We start from the raw sequence: 16767 nt of genomic DNA, 5'->3' as shown, positions 1-16767 counted from the left end.
AACCCTGGCATGGATCACCAGACACCGCCGCTGCGTCCGCGACTACGAACGACTCCCACAACACCACGCCGCCATGGTCCGTTGGACCATGATCCGCATCACCAGCCGACGCCTCACCAAATAGGTTCAGGAACGGGCTCTGAGCCCGACCAACCCCTCACCGTCCTGGTCCGGACCGCGTCGGGGCTGGAGTTCACCGAGGACTTCTCGCTAAAAGAACTCGGGAAGGACAAGGTCCGTTACCACTTCAAGACACTGACACGCGACCAGTTCACGAAGGAAGCACCATGTGCGGTGAAGTGAACCGTTCGCAATTTGTTGTTTGTGACATGACGCGGAAGCAGCTGGGTAAATGAGTTGTGGCGCTCGGTCGTCGTGCTTCGAGTGCGGTTCGGACGCCGTTGGCGTCGCTCAGCCTCCGCCGAGGCTTGTTCCAGTTCGACCACACGTTGATCGGTGGTGGCCTGCACCGGTCCATGGCGCCGAAGTCCGATTGTGCCCTCGCAGTTTCGGAACCGGTAGGACGCTGCCAGTCTCAGCGGCATCTCACAGGGGGAGTGTCATGGCGTTCGAAGACCAGTTGGACCAGACGGTCGAGCGGATCATCGACGAGGCGATCGATTTCTACATGTACAGCCTCGGCTGGACTCGCCACGGCGGCAATTACATGAACGGCATGCTGCAAGGCTGGGAGATCACGCCGCCGGGGAACCCGTCGCGGACGTCCGGCGGTCAATGCCTGTACCAGGGCCAGCCGGAGAGCTATGCGTTTGAATATGGCGAGGGGACCAATGCGGGGGCGTTTGTTTACGGGCACTTCGAGGAGAGTGTCCGGGACGTATTCGACCGGTGGCGGTCGATTCCCGACCCGATGGCCTTCCAGGACAATGTGGAGAGCCTCCGTGAGGCCGCATGGTCCATTTCGTTAAGTCTGCCCGGCGACCGCTGTTGGTCGCGCTGGGGGCAGTAGCCGTGCTGGCCCTCGTCCTGACGGTGCTGCTGGTCGGCTCGGATGAGGAGCCACCGCCGACCGACGCCCGGCCCCGACCCGAACTCGCCCCGCTGGTGCTCTCCGAGCGCGTCTGGGCGGCTGAAGGCGCGCCGTCGCTGTCGCACAACTGGAGAACCGGCCGCCTGCGCGACGGTCGGCTGCTGGTCGGAACGGAGGATGGCATCCAACTCCTCGACGTCGGGTCGGGCACGGTGTTGTGGGCACAGCACAACGAAGCGGAGCTGCCGGGCCAGACCGTCGCCCTGGACCCGACCGCCAGCCCGCAGCTGCCCTTCTTGGTGCGACACGGTGACGGCGTTGGCGTCCTGGTCGGCTACGACGTGTTCCGGTGCGATCTCGTCGAACCGGGTGTGGCGTTGCTGTCGGGCGAGACCGGCGGCGTCGCGTGGCAGGCACCGACCGCGCCGGCCGAGGGCTGTGCGCAGAACAAGGTGGACTGGAAGCAAGAGCTGTGGGCGGCCGACGACACCACGGCTCTGGTCAGCGTCGCGCCCAACGGCGGTGATCCGGATGACCTCGGGCAGGTGCGGGTGCTGGCCCTGGATGTCGCCACCGGGCAGCGGAAGTGGGAATACCAGGGTGCGTGGCCGCATGCCATCGCCGGCGGCGTCGCACTGGTTTCGACGGCCATGCCGATGTCGTCCCGCTTCACTGAACCTGGCATGGTCACCGCGCTGGACCTGGCCACCGGAAACCCAAGTGGAGCCTCGCCGACCGGTACCCCGTAGCCCACCTGGTGCGCGCCGCCGGCGACGTGGTGGTGGTCGTGACGACCGACAAGTCGGAGGAAAACGAGGTCGTTCGTGTACTGGACGCCGCCACCGGACGCGAAGTCGCGACGCTCCCCGACGCGGACCCCCAATTCTGCGTGGCCGACGCGATGCTTGTGGCGTGCCGGGCGGACCCGCTGACGCGCGGACCGCGACTCGTGACGTTCCGGCTGGCGGACCGGGCTGTGATGACCGTGCCGGTCGAGGAGCACACGTCGTTGCTTTCGGTCGTCCAGGGCCGGATCTCGGTGGAGAACGCCCGGCGGAAACCGTCGATCTTCACGATCGACCGGGCCGGAAACGTGATCGACGAAAAGCCCGCAGGTGAACTCCTCGCGATGTCCGATGACCTTGTGCTCGTCAGGGCCACGCGGGACGAGGAAGAGTTCCTGGCCGTCTACCGGATGAACGGCTAGGGTCGGCTGGCTGAGGGGCGTACGGTCGGCTCTGCCGCGTTTCGATGAGATACTCGGCGCATTCTTCCGACCTTGTGTGCCGAAGAGATGCCAGCGCGGCTGCCCAGGATTAAGTAGCCGATGAGCGTGCGTAAGCGACGCCTACATCTCAGTCGCAGTCGGGAGTCGCGGTGGGGCTGCCCAACGGGACGGACGGGGCGCGTGTGCACGCAGTGGGCGTAGTCCGGGACCTCGACCAACGCTTCTGCGAGAGCGACCTTCACGGCGACCCAATCGGCGTGCTCGAAACTGGTGCGGTCCTTGGGCGCAGAAGCGAGCAGACGCACGGCATGACACGCCATCATCCACTCCCCGCCCGGGGGTGGCATTGAAGTTACGGTGCAACACATCGATCAGCACCGGCCCCAGCGGCAGACCCGTCCCCCAACCGCGATGAGCCGCAGGCGCCGCCACAAGTGCTCAGCGACATCCGCCGAGGTTGTGAACATCTCGTAGGCGGCGAGCACAGCGTTTGTCGACGCGACTGCGCCTGATCTCCTTCTGGAGGACAGCGACGAGATCGTCCACCGGAATGCCGTGGGGCGAAACGACTTGTGAGTAAGGATCCTCGGTTAAGTGCCCGGGACCATACAGACGTGGCATGAGTAGCCGTTCCTTCCACACGACGACGGCAGACGCGTCCGACACTGCGGAAGGGGTCTCTAGCGCGCTCAACGTAGCGCGGCACGAACGTCCTCACATGTTGGCGCCTGGTGAGGTTGAGCGTCGCTGGCACGCCGCTCGCACTCAGACCGGCGACGCAGCCGGGCGGGCGGCGATCGAGCAGTTTGAAGCTGAACGCACCCGCTGGTGGCAACCTGGTCGCCGCGTGCAGCTCCAGGCCGATTAATAGAGGTCCGCTGGGCCGAGTGACTGGCTGGCTCGGTTGATGCTTACCGCACAAGGGGACACGGCCTGGACCGAGAGGCGCTCGTGCGACAGTCCATTGTGCACTATACTGGTCGTGGCGGCTTGCTCCCGGTGACCCCCAGGCCGGTTGAGCAAGCCGCTCTTTGTGGTCGCCGGTGGAGCGTGAGATCAAGCGTCCCGGCACGGTTGGCTGCTGCCCGACCCGCTTCTGGTCTCGCGGCCACACAACACCGGCCGTCTGGGACGCGGAGAGCGAGCCAGACCTCCCCGCCCCGGCCGGCATGGCCGCGACTGCGTGGTCAGCGGCGCCCGGAGTTGGCATCGGCGCGCCGGGGGTTGAAGAGGGCTCGTACGGCGGTTTCATCGCCTTCGATGTCGACGAGCGCAAGCGTGTCGTCGAGGGCGAGCACACCCACCGCGAGTCCGAGAACGATCGCGGCGTCAGCACGCACGACGGCATCGAGGGCGTCGAGATCGCGACCGTCATGCGGGCTCACCTCTGTGCCCGTACGCGTCGCCCGCACCCGGAACAACTGGCCATCGACTTCGATCCCTACCGTTGATGACCGGCGTGCGGGCGTCTTGCCGGCGAGCAGGGCTCGGAGGGCGACGACGAGCCATTCGGCGTGGAAGCGGTCGCTGCCTGGCCCACGTGCCATGAGCGGCGTGGACCAGCGGATGAGTCCTTCGACCGGCTCACGCAACTCGGCGCCCCACTGGGTGAGCGCGTACACGATGGCGTTGCCCTCCTCGGCCAGGCGCCGCTCGACCACTCCGGCGGTCTCGAGGTCGCGAAGGCGGTCGGTGAGCAGGTTGGTGGCCACGCCGGGGAGTCCGTCGTGCAGTTCGCGGTAGCGGGCCGGCGCTATCAGGAGCTGGCGGACGATGAGCAGATTCCACCGGTCGCCCACGACATCGAGCGCCCGAGCGAGACCGCAGTACTGGCCGTAGCTTCGACTCATGCCGATACTTTACAATCTCAAGCATACTTGACAATATCAAGCATCGACGAGGGGAAGGTGGTCATGGCTGACACGGGACGGCCTGCGTGGATCGATGACGAGCTGTTCCCGTTCGAGAGCCGCTTCGTCACCGTCGACGGGCACACCGTGCACTACGTGGACGAAGGATCGGGGCCGACGCTGCTGTTCCTGCACGGCAACCCGACCTGGTCGTTCGTGTATCGCGACGTGATCCGCTCCCTGCGGGGCGAGTTCCGGTGCGTCGCGCTGGACTACCCCGGTTTCGGGCTGTCCTCGGCCCGGCCGGGCTACCGGTATCTCCCCGAGGAGCATGCCGCGATGGTCGTGGCGTTCCTCGACCACCTGGGCCTGTCCGGCGCCACCCTCGTCGCACACGACTGGGGAGGCCCGATCGGTTTGTCCGCGGCCCAGCGGCGGCCAGACACGTTCGAACGCCTCGTCCTGGCCAACACCTGGGCGTGGCCTCTCAACGGGGACTTGCCTGTCGAGGTGGCCTCCCGTCTCCTGGGCGGACCGATCGGACGCGAGCTGACACGGCGGCTCAACCTCTTCGTCAACGCGATGATCCCCATGGGACACCGGCTGCGAAAGCCGACCGCCGCCGAGATGGCGCACTACCGACAGGCACTCGATACTCCTGGTCGGCGTGAGGCGTCGGCCGTGCTGCCCCGGCTCATCACCGCCAGCCGCGCCTTTCTCGCCGATGTCGAGGCCGGGCTCGCCGACCTCGCGTCACTTCCGACACTCATCGTGTGGGGCGACGCCGACATCGCCTTCCGAGCCAGGGAACGACAGCGGTGGGAGCAGATCTTCGCCGACCACCACACCGTGATCGTCGAAGGCGCCGGCCACTTTGTACAGTCCGACGCACCCGAGGTGTTCGCGGCGGCGATCCGCGACTGGCGGTTCGCGCCCGACGAGCCGCGCACGCCTCCGGTGCGCGGAGAAGACCTCCGGCGATGACCTGCGCATCAAGCATCAGTATGGCCCAGGCACGTGCGGCGTTGCGGGACGTCGTCCCCCGCCTCGCCACTCTGGTGCGGAATCTGTCTGACGCCAGTTCCGTTTCGGTCGGATCGTGGACGTTGGGCGATGTCGCGGCTCACCTGTCTCACGTTTTTCGTTTCGACACCGACGCTGTCGCCGGAAGACCGATCCCGGAAGCCACGGTGACGCCGGCGGGAATGGCCGAGGTCAACGCGAGGGCGCTGGCCGAGGACGGCGAACGAAACCTGCCCGTACTCGCAGATCGCATCGCCACGCTGGCAACCGAGTTCGACGACGTCGCCTCGCGCTCACGAGCAACCACCGTCGACTGGCTGCAGGGCACCCGCCTGCCACCTTCGGCTGTGGCGTGTCACCTGCTCGAGGAATGCCTGATCCACGGCCATGACATCGCCAGAGCCACCGGGCACCCGTGGCCAATACAGCGTTACCACGCTCTGCTCGCGATCGAAGGCGCCGTGCTACCGCTGATCGCGGCCCTGCCACCCACCGCCTTCGTGAACCAGGAGAAGGCCGGATCCTTCCGGGCACGCTTCGAACTGCGCCTACGTGGCGGTAGCCGCACGATGATGGCCTTCGACCGCGGTTCGTTGACCCTCGACACGGGGCGTGCAGGTCACGTCGACGCCCACATCTCCGCCGACCCGGCCGCTCTCATGCTGGTGTTCATCGGCCGGCGAGGAATAGCCAAACCGCTTCTTGGTGGAAAGCTCGCCGCTTGGGGTCCTCGGCCATGGAAGCTCGTCCGGATGCTCAGCGCCATTGATCCCCCGTAACTCGCATGTAGACCCGTTGTGGTCTAAGTGGGATTGTGGGGGACGTGCGGAGCACCACGCCTGCCGGCGCCGTCTAAGCACGGTGATCAGCGCTACCGCGCAACACAATCCGCATGCCACCGCCGCGGCCCGGCCAGGTCCACCAGCACCGGACCGGGTGGCTCGGTCGGCACGCATCCGCAGCCCGGTGCACACGCCGTAACCGGGGCCGGGCCGCCGAGTTCCTGCTCCAGCCGGGCTACCGCCTCCTCGCCGTACTGCTGCCGGCGGCAATCCTGCGCGTCAGCCTGGCGTCGGCGCCGGTGGGCGGCACGTCGTGTCGGTCGGTGGGTTGAACGGTGTGGACGGGGCCAGCGGGGTCGGTGATGACGGCCAAGCCGTGGCGGGCGAACCGCTCGCGAAGATTGTCCATCCCCACGTCAGGGCTCGCGGCGAGCAGGTCGGGGAGGGCATAGAACTCGTCGAGGATTGCGCGGGCCATGTCATCGTCGGGAACCGCGCAGTCCCAGAGCACCTCGTCACGCTCCACGGCCACGGTGTAGGTGTAGAACGCGCAGCATGCCTTCTCCCGCGCGGCCAGGTCCCGGACCCACGCCTCGACACCGGGCTGGACGCGGAACCGGAACCGGATCCCCTCGTCGGTCCTCTCCTTGCCGGCCAGGGCCTGGGCGAACAGCCGCCGGTACTCGGCGAGCCGCTCCTTCTCGGTGTCGGTGGCGGTGGTCATGTCGCAGACGATCGGGGTGGACGCTGCCGGGATCTCCATATCGAACTCCTCGAGGTCGTCCTGTTCGCTGGTCCTTGCACCAAGCATGAAACCGACCCTAGAGTCTGGACCTAAGTTCAGAGTCAAGAGGTGAGGCCGTGAAGATCGGACAGGTCGCCGAGCAAGCCGGTGTCAGCGTCGACACGGTCCGCTTCTACGAACGCCGCGGCGTGCTGCCCGCCGCGGAGCGCCGGCCGTCCGGGTACCGGGTGTTCAACGAGTCCACCGTGGAACGCATTCGGATGGCCAAAGCCTTGCAGGACATGGGGTTGACTCTGGATGAGGTCATCGACGCCCTCCACACCCACGATGCGGGCGGAGCGACCTGCGAGAGCGAACGATGGCGCCTGGAAGCGGTGGTCGACCGGCTGGACATCAAGATCGCCGAACTGGTCCGTGCCCGACAGAACACCGTGGACATCCTCGAGGACTGTCGAGCCGGTCGATGCCGCCTCACCCCAGGCCAGTAGGCGCTACCGCCGCCAGCTCATCCTCGACGTACCCATCCTTGTGACCGAGTTCAGTCCCGTGTGGGCGCCGGCTCAGCGACCGGGTGTGGCAACACCGCCTCGTCGACATGGGCTGGTGCCGGTGCGTTCGGGTAGAGCACGCGAACCAACACCACGGCTACGACGCCACCGATCAGCTGGGTGGCGATGAAGAGGAAGACGGAGGCGGGGGCGATGCCGGCGAAGGTGTCGCTGAACATGCGGCCGATGGTGATGGCGGGGTTGGCGAAGCTCGTGGACGAGGTGAACCAGTACGCGGCGCCGATGTAGGCGCCCACGGCGGCCGGGGCGCGTTCGACGCGGCCGGACCGCACGAGGGAGAAGATCACCAGCAGCAGCCCGATGGTGGCGACCACTTCGGACACGCCGTGCGCGAGCGTGGCCCGGTGGGTGGTGCTGATGCTGACCGGGTCGAGGGCGAACAGCACGTTGGCCAGCACCGCACCAGTGACACAGCCGGCGATCTGGGCGGGTAGGTAGGCCAGTGCGTGCCGCCAGGGCATCCCGCCGAGTGCCGCGTCGACCAGTGACACAACGGGGTTGAAGTGTCCGCCGCTGACCGGCCCGAAGATCAGGATGATCGCGTAGAGGCCGGCGGCGGTGGCGGCGGCGTTCTCGAGCAGTTGCAGGCCGGTGTCGGTGGAGAGTTGTTGGGCGGCGATGCCGGAGCCGATGACCAACGCGGCCAACAACGCGCTGCCGAGGTACTCGGCGAGGAGTTTGCGGCTCATCGGGCGGGGACGCCGAGTTCGTCGAGCAGACCGCGGACGCGGCGTTCGATCTCGTCGCGGACTGGGCGGACGTCCTCGACGCTCTTGCCGGCCGGGTCGTCGAGCGTCCAGTCCAGGTAGCGCTTGCCGGGGAAGACCGGGCAGGCGTCACCGCAGCCCATGGTGATCACCACGTCGGCCGCACGGACGATCTCGTCGGTCCACGGCTTGGGGTACTCACCGGAGATGTCGATGCCGCGTTCGGCCATCGCGGCGATGGCGGAGGGGTTGATCTCGTGGCCGGGTTCGGACCCACCGGACCACGCGACGGCCCGATCTTCGGCGAGGTGTTGGAAGAACCCGAGTGCCATCTGGGAGCGGCCGGCGTTGTGCACGCACAGGAACAGCACGGTGGGCTTGCCGTCGTCGTGGTGGCCTTCGACGCGGGCGAGGGCGTGGAGGCGTTGGCGGGCAAAGCGTTCGGCCAGTAGCGGCAGGAACCGCGGGATGGTGGCGTGGGAGGCGAACTGGTCGTAGCTGGAAGACAGGAACCGTTCGATGGTCTCGGTGCCGAACACCCCGTCGAACTCGCCGTGCAGCCGGGTAGCGGCGGTTTTCAGGGCGAGTCGCTGGTCGATGCTGAGATCGTGGTGGGTGGGTTCGTGGATGTCAGTCATGACTGGCTCCTGGAGTGGGGTGGACGGCGGGCGCCAGCCGGGCGACCCGGTCGGCGAGATCGGTGAAGGCCCGGTCGAACGCGTCCTCGGTACCGGCGAGGGCTGGGTCGGGGACTGACCAGTGCAGCCGGCCTTCGACCTGGTCGAGTTGTTCGTGGGCGTTGTCGCACACCGCGACCACCAGGTCGTCCGGCCGCAACACGTCGTCGACGTGCGCGGTGCGGGTACGGGCGAGGGACAGGCCGTGTTCGCGGCCGGTGGCGACCGCGAGCGGATGTACCCGCTGCGCGGGTTGGGTGCCCGCGGACGCGGCCGGGACACGGCTGCGGCGTTTCCACAACGCGGCGGCGAGTTGGGAGCGGGCCGAGTTGTGGGTGCACACGAACACCACCCGCGGCGCCCGCACCATCCCGGCCGGAACGAGGCCGGCGAGCACGCTGGGGCGGAGCCGAAGATACGTGCGGCGATGGTCGCCCTCGGAGCGGGACCGCTCGACCACGCCGGCTTGTTCCAGCAACTTCACGTGGTGAGCGAGCAGGTTGCTGGCCAGCCCCAGCACCCGGCCCAGTTCGCTGGGCGAGGCGTCCCCGAGCAGCAGCCGGTCCACGATCGCCAGCCGCGCCGGCTCGCCGAGCGCCGCGTGCAGCCGCGCCCGCCCCACCACATCGGAAGACCACTCAACGTTCATTGACTCAATGATGATTGAGCCAATGCTGCGGCGTCAAGTCCACGATCGGTGAGCGAGCTGGCGGACGACGTAGCGGGCATCGCGGCCGACGTCGCGCAGGGTGGCGGAGGCGAACTGCGTTGCCACTCCAGGCCGACGAAACCGAGTCCCGGGTAGACGGTGGAGATCCCTCACGACTCCTCCCTCCGCGCGTCGACCTGTGCCAGCTCGCGGGCTGGGCTCATCGCGCCGACGGCGCCGAGAGGGTGAGCGTCTGGGGTTCGGCCGGTGCGCCGCAGCAGCCACCTGCCTGGTCCTGGGCGGGGTCGTCGAACACACCCGCACCGCCACACACCCCGGTCTCCGGCAACACCAGCTCGACCCGGTCGGCCGACACGTGGTCGCCTGCGAGGGCGGCCGCGATCGAGCGGACCTGTTCGTAGCCGGTCATCGCAAGGAATGTCGGTGCGCGGCCGTAGCTCTTCATGCCGGCCAGGTAGACGTTCGGTTCCGGGTGGGACAGTTCCTTGACGCCGTGCGGGTAGACGGTGCCGCAGGAGTGGACGTTCGGGTCGATCAACGGCGCCAGCGCGACCGGCGCCTGCAACGTCGCGTCCAGCTCCAGGCGCAGCTCCGACAGCCAGGACAGGTCCGGCCGGAACCCGGTCAACACCACTACCTCGTCCACATCGGACACCCGCTGGCCGCTGTCGGAAACCAGCACCAGGGCACCGTTGTCGTGTTCGACGGTCTCGGTGCGGAACCCCGTCACGACAGTGATGTGACCGGCGTCGACGGCGGCCTTGGCCCGCAGACCCAGCGCACCGCGCGCGGGCAGCTGGTCGGCGTCCCCGCCGCCGAACGTCGACCCGACCGCGCCCCGGCGCAGCAACCACGTGATCCTGGTGGTGGGTTCCTGCTCGGCCAGGTCGGCGAACGCGACCAGCGCGGTCAGCGCCGAGTGCCCGCTACCGGCAATCACCACGTGCCGGCCCGCATACCGCGCCTTCTTCTCGGCCAGGTTCGGCACCCGGTAAGAGATCCGCTCCACGGCCGCGCGTTCGCCGATCGCGGGCAACCCGTCACCACCGAGTGGGTTGGGCGAACCCCACGTGCCCGAGGCGTCGACCACCCCGGCCGCCGTGATCCGCTCCTCGCTCCCATCGGTGTGCCGGACGTGCACGGTCACCGGCTCACTGTCCCGCCCCGCATCGACGACCCGGTCCCGACCGCGACGCGCCACCCCGACGACCTCGACACCGAACCGCACGCGGTCCCCGAGCGTGTCGGCCAGCGGCCGCAGGTACCGGTCGGCCCACTCCTGTCCGGTCGGGTACTCCCCGTCCGGGGGACGCTCCCATCCCGTCGCCGCCAACAACCGGTCGGCGGCGGGCGCGACGAGTTCCGACCACCGCGAGAACAACCGGACGTGGTGCCACTCGGCCACCGCCGCACCAGCCTGCCCCGCTCGCTCCAACACCACCAGGGAAAGCCCACGCTCAACCAACTCGGCAGCGGCCGCTAGGCCCACCGGGCCAGCACCGACCACCACCACGGGCAGATCCGACATCACCGACACTCCATTCATCGATACCGATCGATTGATGCGGCAGACAGTATCGACCATCTTCGATGAACGCAACCATCGATTTGGATCGATACTGCCCGAGTTGGCCTAGGCGGGTGCCAGGCCGGGAGTGTCCAGCAGTGCGGACAGCTGCTTCAGGTTCTCCGGGCGAGGCCAGTAGTAGACCCAGGTCCCGCGCCGCTGACTGTCCACCAGTCCTGCTTCCCGCAGGACCTTGAGGTGATGCGAGATCGTCGGCTGGCTCAGGTCGAACGCGACGGTCAGGTCACACACGCACACCTCCCCGTCAGCGGAGGTGATCAGCGAGAGCAGGCGCAACCGCACCGGGTCACCCAACGCCTTGAACATCCGCGCCACGTACTCCGCCTGATCGACCGCGAGCGGCGCCTCGGTCAGCGGCGCACAGCACGCGCCGGCCGACGCCTCCGCCTCGGCCGCCTTCTGATTCGACATACTTCTATATTGACATCCGCCAATGCAGTAGACAACCTGGAGTGGACGTTGTTTAGACGGTCATCTATTCAGGAGGTTGCGATGCTGGCGTTCCTGCGACGTCGCCGTGCTGGTGTGCGCGGTGTTCGGTTCTGCGAGGCGTGCTCGCAGGTGTGCACACCGGGATGCCGTAGCCAGGCACTCCTCGACGCCACACACGCCCACGTCCACCAGCAGCACCCGGTCATCCGCTGACCCACTGAACCATCCAGGAGGAGAAACACCATGACCACCACCCGACCCGGCGGCTTCCTCGGTGACCCAGCCGCTACCGGTGGATGTTGCGGCAGCGCACCCAGCCCGGTGACCGACACCACTGCTCCCCGCGTGACGGGATGTTGCGGCAGCGTCGAAGCCACCGCCGCGGGACAATGCTGCACGCCCGCCGCTCGCGAGGAAGCTGTCAACGCGGGTGCCGGGTGCTGCGGATGACCCAGGCGACACCAGCTCGCCCGCCGCGGCCGGGGCCCACACGCCCCGGCACACCCGACGCCGCCCGGTTGCAGGCCACCGTCCACACCTCGCCGCCAGCCTGGTCGAGGACCTTGTTTGACGCATCATCGATCCACGTCGATACTCGGCGGCATGACCGCCACCGCCGCCCCCACCGTCCCGGTCCTGCCCGAACAGGAAGCCGCGACCTACGCCGAATGGTTCGCCAGCCTCGCCGAACCAACCCGGGTGCGGCTGCTCCACATCGTCGCCACCACCCCCGGCGGCGCCACCATCGGCCAACTCACCGAACTACTGGGCATCAGCCAGTCCACCTGCTCCCACCACGTCCGCAAACTCGCCGACGTCGGCTTCCTCAAACTCCACAAACAAGGCACCACCACTCGCGTCACGGTCAACCCCGCCTGCTGCGTCGGCCTACCCCACGCCGCCGATGCCGTCATGGGCCTGGTCGCCCCGCGCCCGTGCTGCCCTGCCGACCTACCAACCGACGTCACGGTGCGTGCGCTCGAGGCTGGCGACTGGCCCGCGGTCCGCCGCATCTACGGCGAAGGCATCGCCACCGGCATCGCCACCTTCGACACCACCGTGCCCAGCCGCGCCTCCCTCGACGCGAAATGGCTTCCCGACCACCGGTGGGTCGCCGAACTCGACGGCGAAGTCGTCGGCTGGACCGCACTGTCCCCCGTCTCCAGCCGCGAGTGCTACGCCGGCGTCGCCGAAAGCTCCATCTACGTCGCCGACGGCCACCGCGGGACGGGGATCGGCAAAGCCCTGATCCGCCAACAGGTCGTAGCCGCCGACGAAGCCGGCCTCTGGACCCTCCAAACCGCCATCTTCACCGAAAACCGCGCCAGCATCGCCCTCCACCACGCCGCCGGCTACCGCACCGTCGGCATCCGCGAACGCATCGCCCAACGGGGCGGCACCTGGCACGACACCGTCCTCATCGAACGCCGCACCGACGCGGTTCAGCGGCCCGAGTGCTGACAGGAGTCATCCCGAGGCGGGCCCCACCTCGACATCGAGGGTGTGCCTGCCCAGTGTCAGCGGCTTCACCGATCAGAAATCCTCCGCCACGTCGTCAGTTCTGGTAGCCCTCTCGCACCGGTGGAAGGATTGATGACCATGACCGACGCCAGACCGCTGGGCGCCGACGAGGCCACGTTCATCGCGGCGGCTCGCTCAGGCGATACGGCGCGGTTCGCGCTCATCACGGAGCGCCACCGGCGTGAGCTGCAGGTGCACTGCTACCGGATGCTCGCGAACTACGAGGACGCCCAGGACATGACGCAGGAGACGTTCCTGCGGGCGTGGCACAAGCGGGAGTCGTTCAAGGGCCACGCCGCGCTGCGGACCTGGCTGTACCGGATCGCGACGAACGTCTGCCTCGACTTCCTGGAGAAGCGCAACGACCGCACACCCGTGCCGTCCGAGTTGCCGGTCTCCGGCTCCGAGGTGCTGTACCTGCAGCCCTACCCCGACCGGATGCTCCCCGAGGACCCGCAGGAATCGGTGGTGGCGCGGGAGACAATCGAGCTGGCGTTCATCGTCGCCGTCCAGCACCTGCCGCCGCGGCAGCGGGCGGTGCTCATCCTGCGCGACGTCCTCGGCTGGCCGGCGTCGAAGGCCGCCGACGCCCTCGAGCTGACCGTCGCATCGGTGACCAGCGCACTGCAGCGGGCGCGCGTGACGATGCGCGAGCAGCTGCCCGACCGCCGCCTCGACTGGCGCAGCCCCGCCACCCACGAGCTGTCGAATGACGAGCGCGGCGTGGTGAAGTCCTACATCGACGCCCACGAGCGCAACGACCTCGACGGGCTGACGTCCCTGCTGCGCGACGACCTGCGCTTCGCGATGCTGCCCGAGCAGGGCACCTTGGTCATGACGGCCAAGGACGCGGTGGAAGGCTGGGTCTCCGGTGGGCTGTTCCAGCGCGGCCACGACGACTGGCGCGGTATCGCCATGACGGTCAACCGCATGCCTGCCGCCGTGCTGTACCTCCGCACCCCCGACGACCCGGAGTACCGGCTGTTCGCCATCGCGGTCCTGCACATCGTCGACGGGAAGATCGCCGAGCTCACCGGATTCGACGCCGCCGACAAACCATGGCTGGACCTGCCCCCGACACTGTGATCACACACAACGCGAACACCACAGCCCCGCCGGCGTTACCGGCGGGGCTGGCCTCACGAGCCGAGCATGTGGCCCGTGCTCATCGCCTCGTTTCGTATCGGGTCAGCAGCACGCCGCCGGGAAACGTCCGCGTCTCCACGAGGTTCAGGTTCACCCAGCTGTCCAGCGCCGTGAAGAACGGCGTGCCGCCGCCCACCAGGACCGGCACGGTGACCAGCAGGTACTCGTCGATCAGCCCGGCCCGCATGGCAGCCCCGGCGAGCGTCGCGCCGACGATGTCCATCGGACCGGCGTCCTCGGCCTTGAGCCGGGTGATCTCGGTGACCGCGTCGCCGGTGACCAGGCGGGTGTTCCAGTCGACCTTGTCGATCGTCGAGGAGAACACCACCTTCGGCATGTCCCGCCAGCGGCGGGCGAACTCGATCTCCGCCGGTGTGGCGCCGGGCTGCTGGTCGGCGGTCGGCCAGTGGGAACTCATCGTCTCCCACAGCTTGCGCCCATACAGCGCCAGGCCCGTCGCCGCCACCCGGTCGGACCACCACTGGAACCGCTCATCGCTCGGCGACGAGTCCGGTCCGTCATCCCCACTCCAGCCGAGGTCGTCACCGGGCGCGGCGATGTAGCCGTCCAGGGTCACGTTCATGCCAAAGGTCAGTTTCCGCATGGCGTCAGCCTCCAGTGAGTCGATCTCACACGTACAGACGGGCGCGGCGCGAAAACCTAATCGGTGCGCGGTATGCGTCCGCAGGTAGTCCTCGCCTTCCGGGCTGAGAGCCTGTTTGAACGGCTTCCAGAAGGTGGAGGCTGAGTGGGCGGTATGTCAGTGCGGCAGAGCGTCCGCGGTCAGCCGGTCCGCGAGAAAGGCGATGATCTCGTCGCGGGCCGCGGCGGTCGGTTCCCCCGCCGCGTCGAGCAGATGTGCGGTGACCACACTGTGTGGGCAGCCGACGATCTGCGAGAAGAACGGCGGCGGACTGGGATTCGCCGCGTCGGCGGGCAGTACCCGCGGCTCGAAACGTGGGCCCAGTGCCGCGGCGTAGGCGGCGAAACGCTGCTCGGTGCAGAAGCGGTCACCCTCGAAGCTATAGGCGCGCACCAGGAGATCATCGCGATCGAGCCGCTCCCGCACGGCTGCGAGCTCACCGGGCGAAATCTCCAGTCCGCCGGGCTCGTCCAGTGGCAGCGACGGCTGGCACAGCACCGGCGCCAGCACTGCGGGCTCGAGCATCATGGTGAGTGCGAAATTGCCGGTGAAGCACATACCCAGCGCGCCGACGCCGGGACCGCCGCATTCGCGGTGCGCCAGGGCTGCCAACGCACGCAGCCACACCGCGACCGGGCTGGACCTGCCCGCGCCGAAGGCCCGGAACTCCGCGCTGACACAGGCTCGTTTGAAGACCTCCACACCGGCCTCGGCCTCCGGATAGGCGCCGTCGCGGCCGAACAGCGACGGCAGGTAGACGGTGAGCCCGGCCTCGCGCACCCAGCGGGCGAAGCGGGCCACATCGGGGCTGATGCCGGGCATTTCCGCCATGACGATGACCGCCGGTCCGCTGCCGCCGACGTACACCGTGCGGGTCACTCCGTCGAGCGTGATCGACCGGGGTGCGAAATCGGCGAGGTCGTCGTCGGAAGGATCCTGCGGGAGAGAATGCTGCACACCGGACACCCTGCCGCAGCAGGTCTGCACACCACCATTGGCGAGATCGCCACTTTTCGGTCTAATCTCGCCACGTGATTACCCACCTCGCGCTGGACGGTGTGCTCGAGGGCGCGCTCGGCCTCGGCCTCGACATCGTCGACACGGCGGCCGGGATCGCCGGTGACGCAGCGGGCGGACGTCTGCGGCAGCGCGTCGCATCACTCGATGGGCTGCCGGTCCGATCCAGCGGCGGGCGACTGATCAGCGTCGATACCGAAACCCCGCTCGGCTCGGCGAACTTCGAACCCGGCGACATCCTGGTGCTGCCAGGGCCGTCCGCGTCCAGCGAAGCGCGTGTCGAGGAACTGCTGACCCGACCCCAGACCATGCAGGCCGTCGAAATCATCCGGCGCGCCGCCGATTCCGGCGCCACGGTAGCCGCCTCCTGCTCGGCCGTCTTCGTGCTCGCGGCCTCGGGACTGCTGTCGGGCCGGGCCGCCACCACTACCTGGTGGCTGGCGCCGCTGTTCGGCCGCCGCTTCCCCGACGTCACCGTGCAGGCCGATCGCATGGTGGTCGACAGCGGCGAAATACTCACCGCCGGTGCGGCTTTCGCCCACACAGATCTGCTGCTGACGCTGGTCGCCCGCCTCGGCGGCGGTGCACTGGCCGAGCAGGTGGCCCACTACCTGGTGCTCGATGCCCGCATGTCGCAGTCGCGCTACATGGTGCTCGAGCATCTACGGGCCACCGACCCGGTGCTGCGCGCCGTGCGACAGCACGTGCACGCCAATCTGCACCGGCAACTATCGCTGGACGAATTGGCCGGTGCCGCAGCGGTTTCTCCGCGCACCCTGACCCGCCGCATCCGCGACCGCCTCGGCGTCTCACCCACGCAGTACGTGCATCGCCTCCGGGTCGGGCAGGCGGCCAGCCTACTCACGACCACACGCGAACCCATCGACGTGATCGCGGGCGCGGTGGGTTACGCCGATCCGGCCGCCTTCCGACGCATCTACCGCAGACACACCGGCGAGACACCGACCGCCACCCGCACCCGCGCGACCGAATCGACCTAACACACGGTTGGGGGACGAGTGGGCCTGGAGCCCGCCCCACAGAGCAGCCGTCAGCCGCTCCTCGTCCCCGACCGCGAGCACCCGCACGTCGGACTCCCTGACGCCCAGCTGAACAGGGGTTATCGGCGCGACGAGGACTGCTCGCTACGGATCGCGGTCGCGACGTCGCGAGTCCGT

The 16767-nt window shown here is 68.3% G+C and carries 19 protein-coding genes; 10 read left to right on the top strand and 9 right to left on the bottom strand.

Annotated features, from left to right (window positions below; all coding sequences use genetic code 11):
* The first annotated feature begins 562 nt into the window (after positions 1-562).
* Genes VF106_RS26220 through VF106_RS26210 form a run of 3 tightly spaced genes read left to right on the top strand, consistent with a single transcriptional unit; the run spans position 563 to position 2198 of the window.
* Positions 563-970, top strand: coding sequence for a hypothetical protein (locus VF106_RS26220; protein ID WP_330842502.1), 408 nt, complete (start codon positions 563-565; stop codon positions 968-970).
* Positions 971-972: 2 nt separating this feature from the next.
* Complete coding sequence (locus VF106_RS26215) at positions 973-1740, top strand: PQQ-binding-like beta-propeller repeat protein (RefSeq protein ID WP_330842501.1); 768 nt, start codon at positions 973-975, stop codon at positions 1738-1740.
* 38 nt (positions 1741-1778) lie between these two features.
* Positions 1779-2198, top strand: a complete 420-nt coding sequence (locus tag VF106_RS26210) for a hypothetical protein (RefSeq protein ID WP_330842500.1) — start codon at positions 1779-1781, stop codon at positions 2196-2198.
* A 1208-nt stretch (positions 2199-3406) separates the two neighbouring features.
* On the opposite strand, the gene VF106_RS26205 is transcribed toward VF106_RS26210, so the two are convergent.
* Positions 3407-4069 carry a winged helix-turn-helix transcriptional regulator gene (locus VF106_RS26205; protein WP_330842499.1) on the bottom strand — a complete coding sequence of 221 codons (663 nt, stop codon included), beginning with the start codon at positions 4067-4069 and terminating at the stop codon, positions 3407-3409.
* A 63-nt stretch (positions 4070-4132) separates the two neighbouring features.
* Here VF106_RS26205 and VF106_RS26200 point away from each other — a divergent pair, with 63 nt between their 5' ends.
* Positions 4133-5053 (top strand): alpha/beta fold hydrolase, encoded by a 921-nt coding sequence (locus tag VF106_RS26200; protein ID WP_330842498.1) that lies wholly within the window; start codon positions 4133-4135, stop codon positions 5051-5053.
* Between the two features lie 206 nt (positions 5054-5259).
* Entirely contained in the window at positions 5260-5871 is a 612-nt protein-coding gene (locus VF106_RS26195; RefSeq protein WP_330842497.1) for a hypothetical protein, read from the top strand.
* Positions 5872-6109: 238 nt separating this feature from the next.
* Here the strand turns inward: VF106_RS26195 and VF106_RS26190 are convergent, their stop codons facing one another.
* Positions 6110-6685 (bottom strand): hypothetical protein, encoded by a 576-nt coding sequence (locus tag VF106_RS26190; protein ID WP_330842496.1) that lies wholly within the window; start codon positions 6683-6685, stop codon positions 6110-6112.
* Positions 6686-6735: 50 nt separating this feature from the next.
* On the opposite strand from VF106_RS26190, the gene VF106_RS26185 reads away from it, so the two are divergent.
* The gene (locus VF106_RS26185) at positions 6736-7107 is read left to right on the top strand and encodes a MerR family transcriptional regulator (protein ID WP_330842495.1); all 372 of its coding nucleotides are present in this window, start codon (positions 6736-6738) and stop codon (positions 7105-7107) included.
* Between the two features lie 50 nt (positions 7108-7157).
* Here the strand turns inward: VF106_RS26185 and VF106_RS26180 are convergent, their stop codons facing one another.
* The 5 genes from VF106_RS26180 to VF106_RS26160 form a co-directional block, all read right to left on the bottom strand.
* Positions 7158-7877, bottom strand: coding sequence for an aquaporin (locus VF106_RS26180; RefSeq protein ID WP_330842494.1), 720 nt, complete (start codon positions 7875-7877; stop codon positions 7158-7160).
* Positions 7874-8533 carry an arsenate reductase ArsC gene (locus VF106_RS26175; protein ID WP_330842493.1) on the bottom strand — a complete coding sequence of 220 codons (660 nt, stop codon included), beginning with the start codon at positions 8531-8533 and terminating at the stop codon, positions 7874-7876. The genes VF106_RS26180 and VF106_RS26175 overlap by 4 nt, the downstream gene beginning before the upstream one ends.
* Positions 8526-9221, bottom strand: a complete 696-nt coding sequence (locus tag VF106_RS26170) for an arsenate reductase/protein-tyrosine-phosphatase family protein (RefSeq protein WP_330842492.1) — start codon at positions 9219-9221, stop codon at positions 8526-8528. Before VF106_RS26170 ends, VF106_RS26175 begins: the two co-directional genes overlap by 8 nt.
* A gap of 220 nt (positions 9222-9441) precedes the next feature.
* The gene (locus tag VF106_RS26165; protein WP_330842491.1) at positions 9442-10770 is read right to left on the bottom strand and encodes an NAD(P)-binding domain-containing protein; all 1329 of its coding nucleotides are present in this window, start codon (positions 10768-10770) and stop codon (positions 9442-9444) included.
* A gap of 105 nt (positions 10771-10875) precedes the next feature.
* Positions 10876-11241, bottom strand: coding sequence for an ArsR/SmtB family transcription factor (locus VF106_RS26160; RefSeq protein ID WP_330842490.1), 366 nt, complete (start codon positions 11239-11241; stop codon positions 10876-10878).
* 81 nt (positions 11242-11322) lie between these two features.
* Here VF106_RS26160 and VF106_RS26155 point away from each other — a divergent pair, with 81 nt between their 5' ends.
* From VF106_RS26155 to VF106_RS26145, 3 genes are all read left to right on the top strand, one after another.
* Positions 11323-11475, top strand: coding sequence for a hypothetical protein (locus VF106_RS26155; protein WP_330842489.1), 153 nt, complete (start codon positions 11323-11325; stop codon positions 11473-11475).
* Positions 11476-11865: 390 nt separating this feature from the next.
* Positions 11866-12723, top strand: a complete 858-nt coding sequence (locus VF106_RS26150) for a helix-turn-helix domain-containing GNAT family N-acetyltransferase (protein WP_330842488.1) — start codon at positions 11866-11868, stop codon at positions 12721-12723.
* A gap of 138 nt (positions 12724-12861) precedes the next feature.
* Positions 12862-13869, top strand: coding sequence for an RNA polymerase subunit sigma-70 (locus VF106_RS26145; protein WP_330842487.1), 1008 nt, complete (start codon positions 12862-12864; stop codon positions 13867-13869).
* Between the two features lie 79 nt (positions 13870-13948).
* Here VF106_RS26145 and VF106_RS26140 read toward each other — a convergent pair whose 3' ends face one another.
* Both VF106_RS26140 and VF106_RS26135 read right to left on the bottom strand, forming a co-directional pair.
* Positions 13949-14533, bottom strand: coding sequence for a dihydrofolate reductase family protein (locus VF106_RS26140; RefSeq protein ID WP_330842486.1), 585 nt, complete (start codon positions 14531-14533; stop codon positions 13949-13951).
* A gap of 156 nt (positions 14534-14689) precedes the next feature.
* A complete protein-coding gene (locus tag VF106_RS26135; RefSeq protein WP_330842485.1) occupies positions 14690-15529 on the bottom strand; it encodes a dienelactone hydrolase family protein in 840 nt (279 codons plus the stop codon).
* Between the two features lie 74 nt (positions 15530-15603).
* Between VF106_RS26135 and VF106_RS26130 the strand changes: the two genes are divergently transcribed.
* The gene (locus tag VF106_RS26130; protein ID WP_330842484.1) at positions 15604-16590 is read left to right on the top strand and encodes a GlxA family transcriptional regulator; all 987 of its coding nucleotides are present in this window, start codon (positions 15604-15606) and stop codon (positions 16588-16590) included.
* Positions 16591-16767: the final 177 nt, after the last annotated feature.

Source organism: Actinophytocola sp. (assembly GCF_036378875.1).
In the GTDB taxonomy this organism is placed as follows: domain Bacteria; phylum Actinomycetota; class Actinomycetes; order Mycobacteriales; family Pseudonocardiaceae; genus Actinophytocola.
This window is presented reverse-complemented; position numbering and strand designations above follow the sequence as displayed.

Coding starts and splice junctions, on each gene's coding strand:
- VF106_RS26220 (WP_330842502.1), top strand. CDS start 563: ATGGCGTTCGAAGACCAGTTGGACCAGACGGTCGAGCGGATCATCGAC.
- VF106_RS26205 (WP_330842499.1), bottom strand. CDS start 4,069: ATGAGTCGAAGCTACGGCCAGTACTGCGGTCTCGCTCGGGCGCTCGAT.
- VF106_RS26200 (WP_330842498.1), top strand. CDS start 4,133: ATGGCTGACACGGGACGGCCTGCGTGGATCGATGACGAGCTGTTCCCG.
- VF106_RS26190 (WP_330842496.1), bottom strand. CDS start 6,685: ATGCTTGGTGCAAGGACCAGCGAACAGGACGACCTCGAGGAGTTCGAT.
- VF106_RS26180 (WP_330842494.1), bottom strand. CDS start 7,877: ATGAGCCGCAAACTCCTCGCCGAGTACCTCGGCAGCGCGTTGTTGGCC.
- VF106_RS26175 (WP_330842493.1), bottom strand. CDS start 8,533: ATGACTGACATCCACGAACCCACCCACCACGATCTCAGCATCGACCAG.
- VF106_RS26170 (WP_330842492.1), bottom strand. CDS start 9,221: ATGAACGTTGAGTGGTCTTCCGATGTGGTGGGGCGGGCGCGGCTGCAC.
- VF106_RS26165 (WP_330842491.1), bottom strand. CDS start 10,770: ATGTCGGATCTGCCCGTGGTGGTGGTCGGTGCTGGCCCGGTGGGCCTA.
- VF106_RS26160 (WP_330842490.1), bottom strand. CDS start 11,241: ATGTCGAATCAGAAGGCGGCCGAGGCGGAGGCGTCGGCCGGCGCGTGC.
- VF106_RS26155 (WP_330842489.1), top strand. CDS start 11,323: ATGCTGGCGTTCCTGCGACGTCGCCGTGCTGGTGTGCGCGGTGTTCGG.
- VF106_RS26150 (WP_330842488.1), top strand. CDS start 11,866: ATGACCGCCACCGCCGCCCCCACCGTCCCGGTCCTGCCCGAACAGGAA.
- VF106_RS26145 (WP_330842487.1), top strand. CDS start 12,862: ATGACCGACGCCAGACCGCTGGGCGCCGACGAGGCCACGTTCATCGCG.
- VF106_RS26140 (WP_330842486.1), bottom strand. CDS start 14,533: ATGCGGAAACTGACCTTTGGCATGAACGTGACCCTGGACGGCTACATC.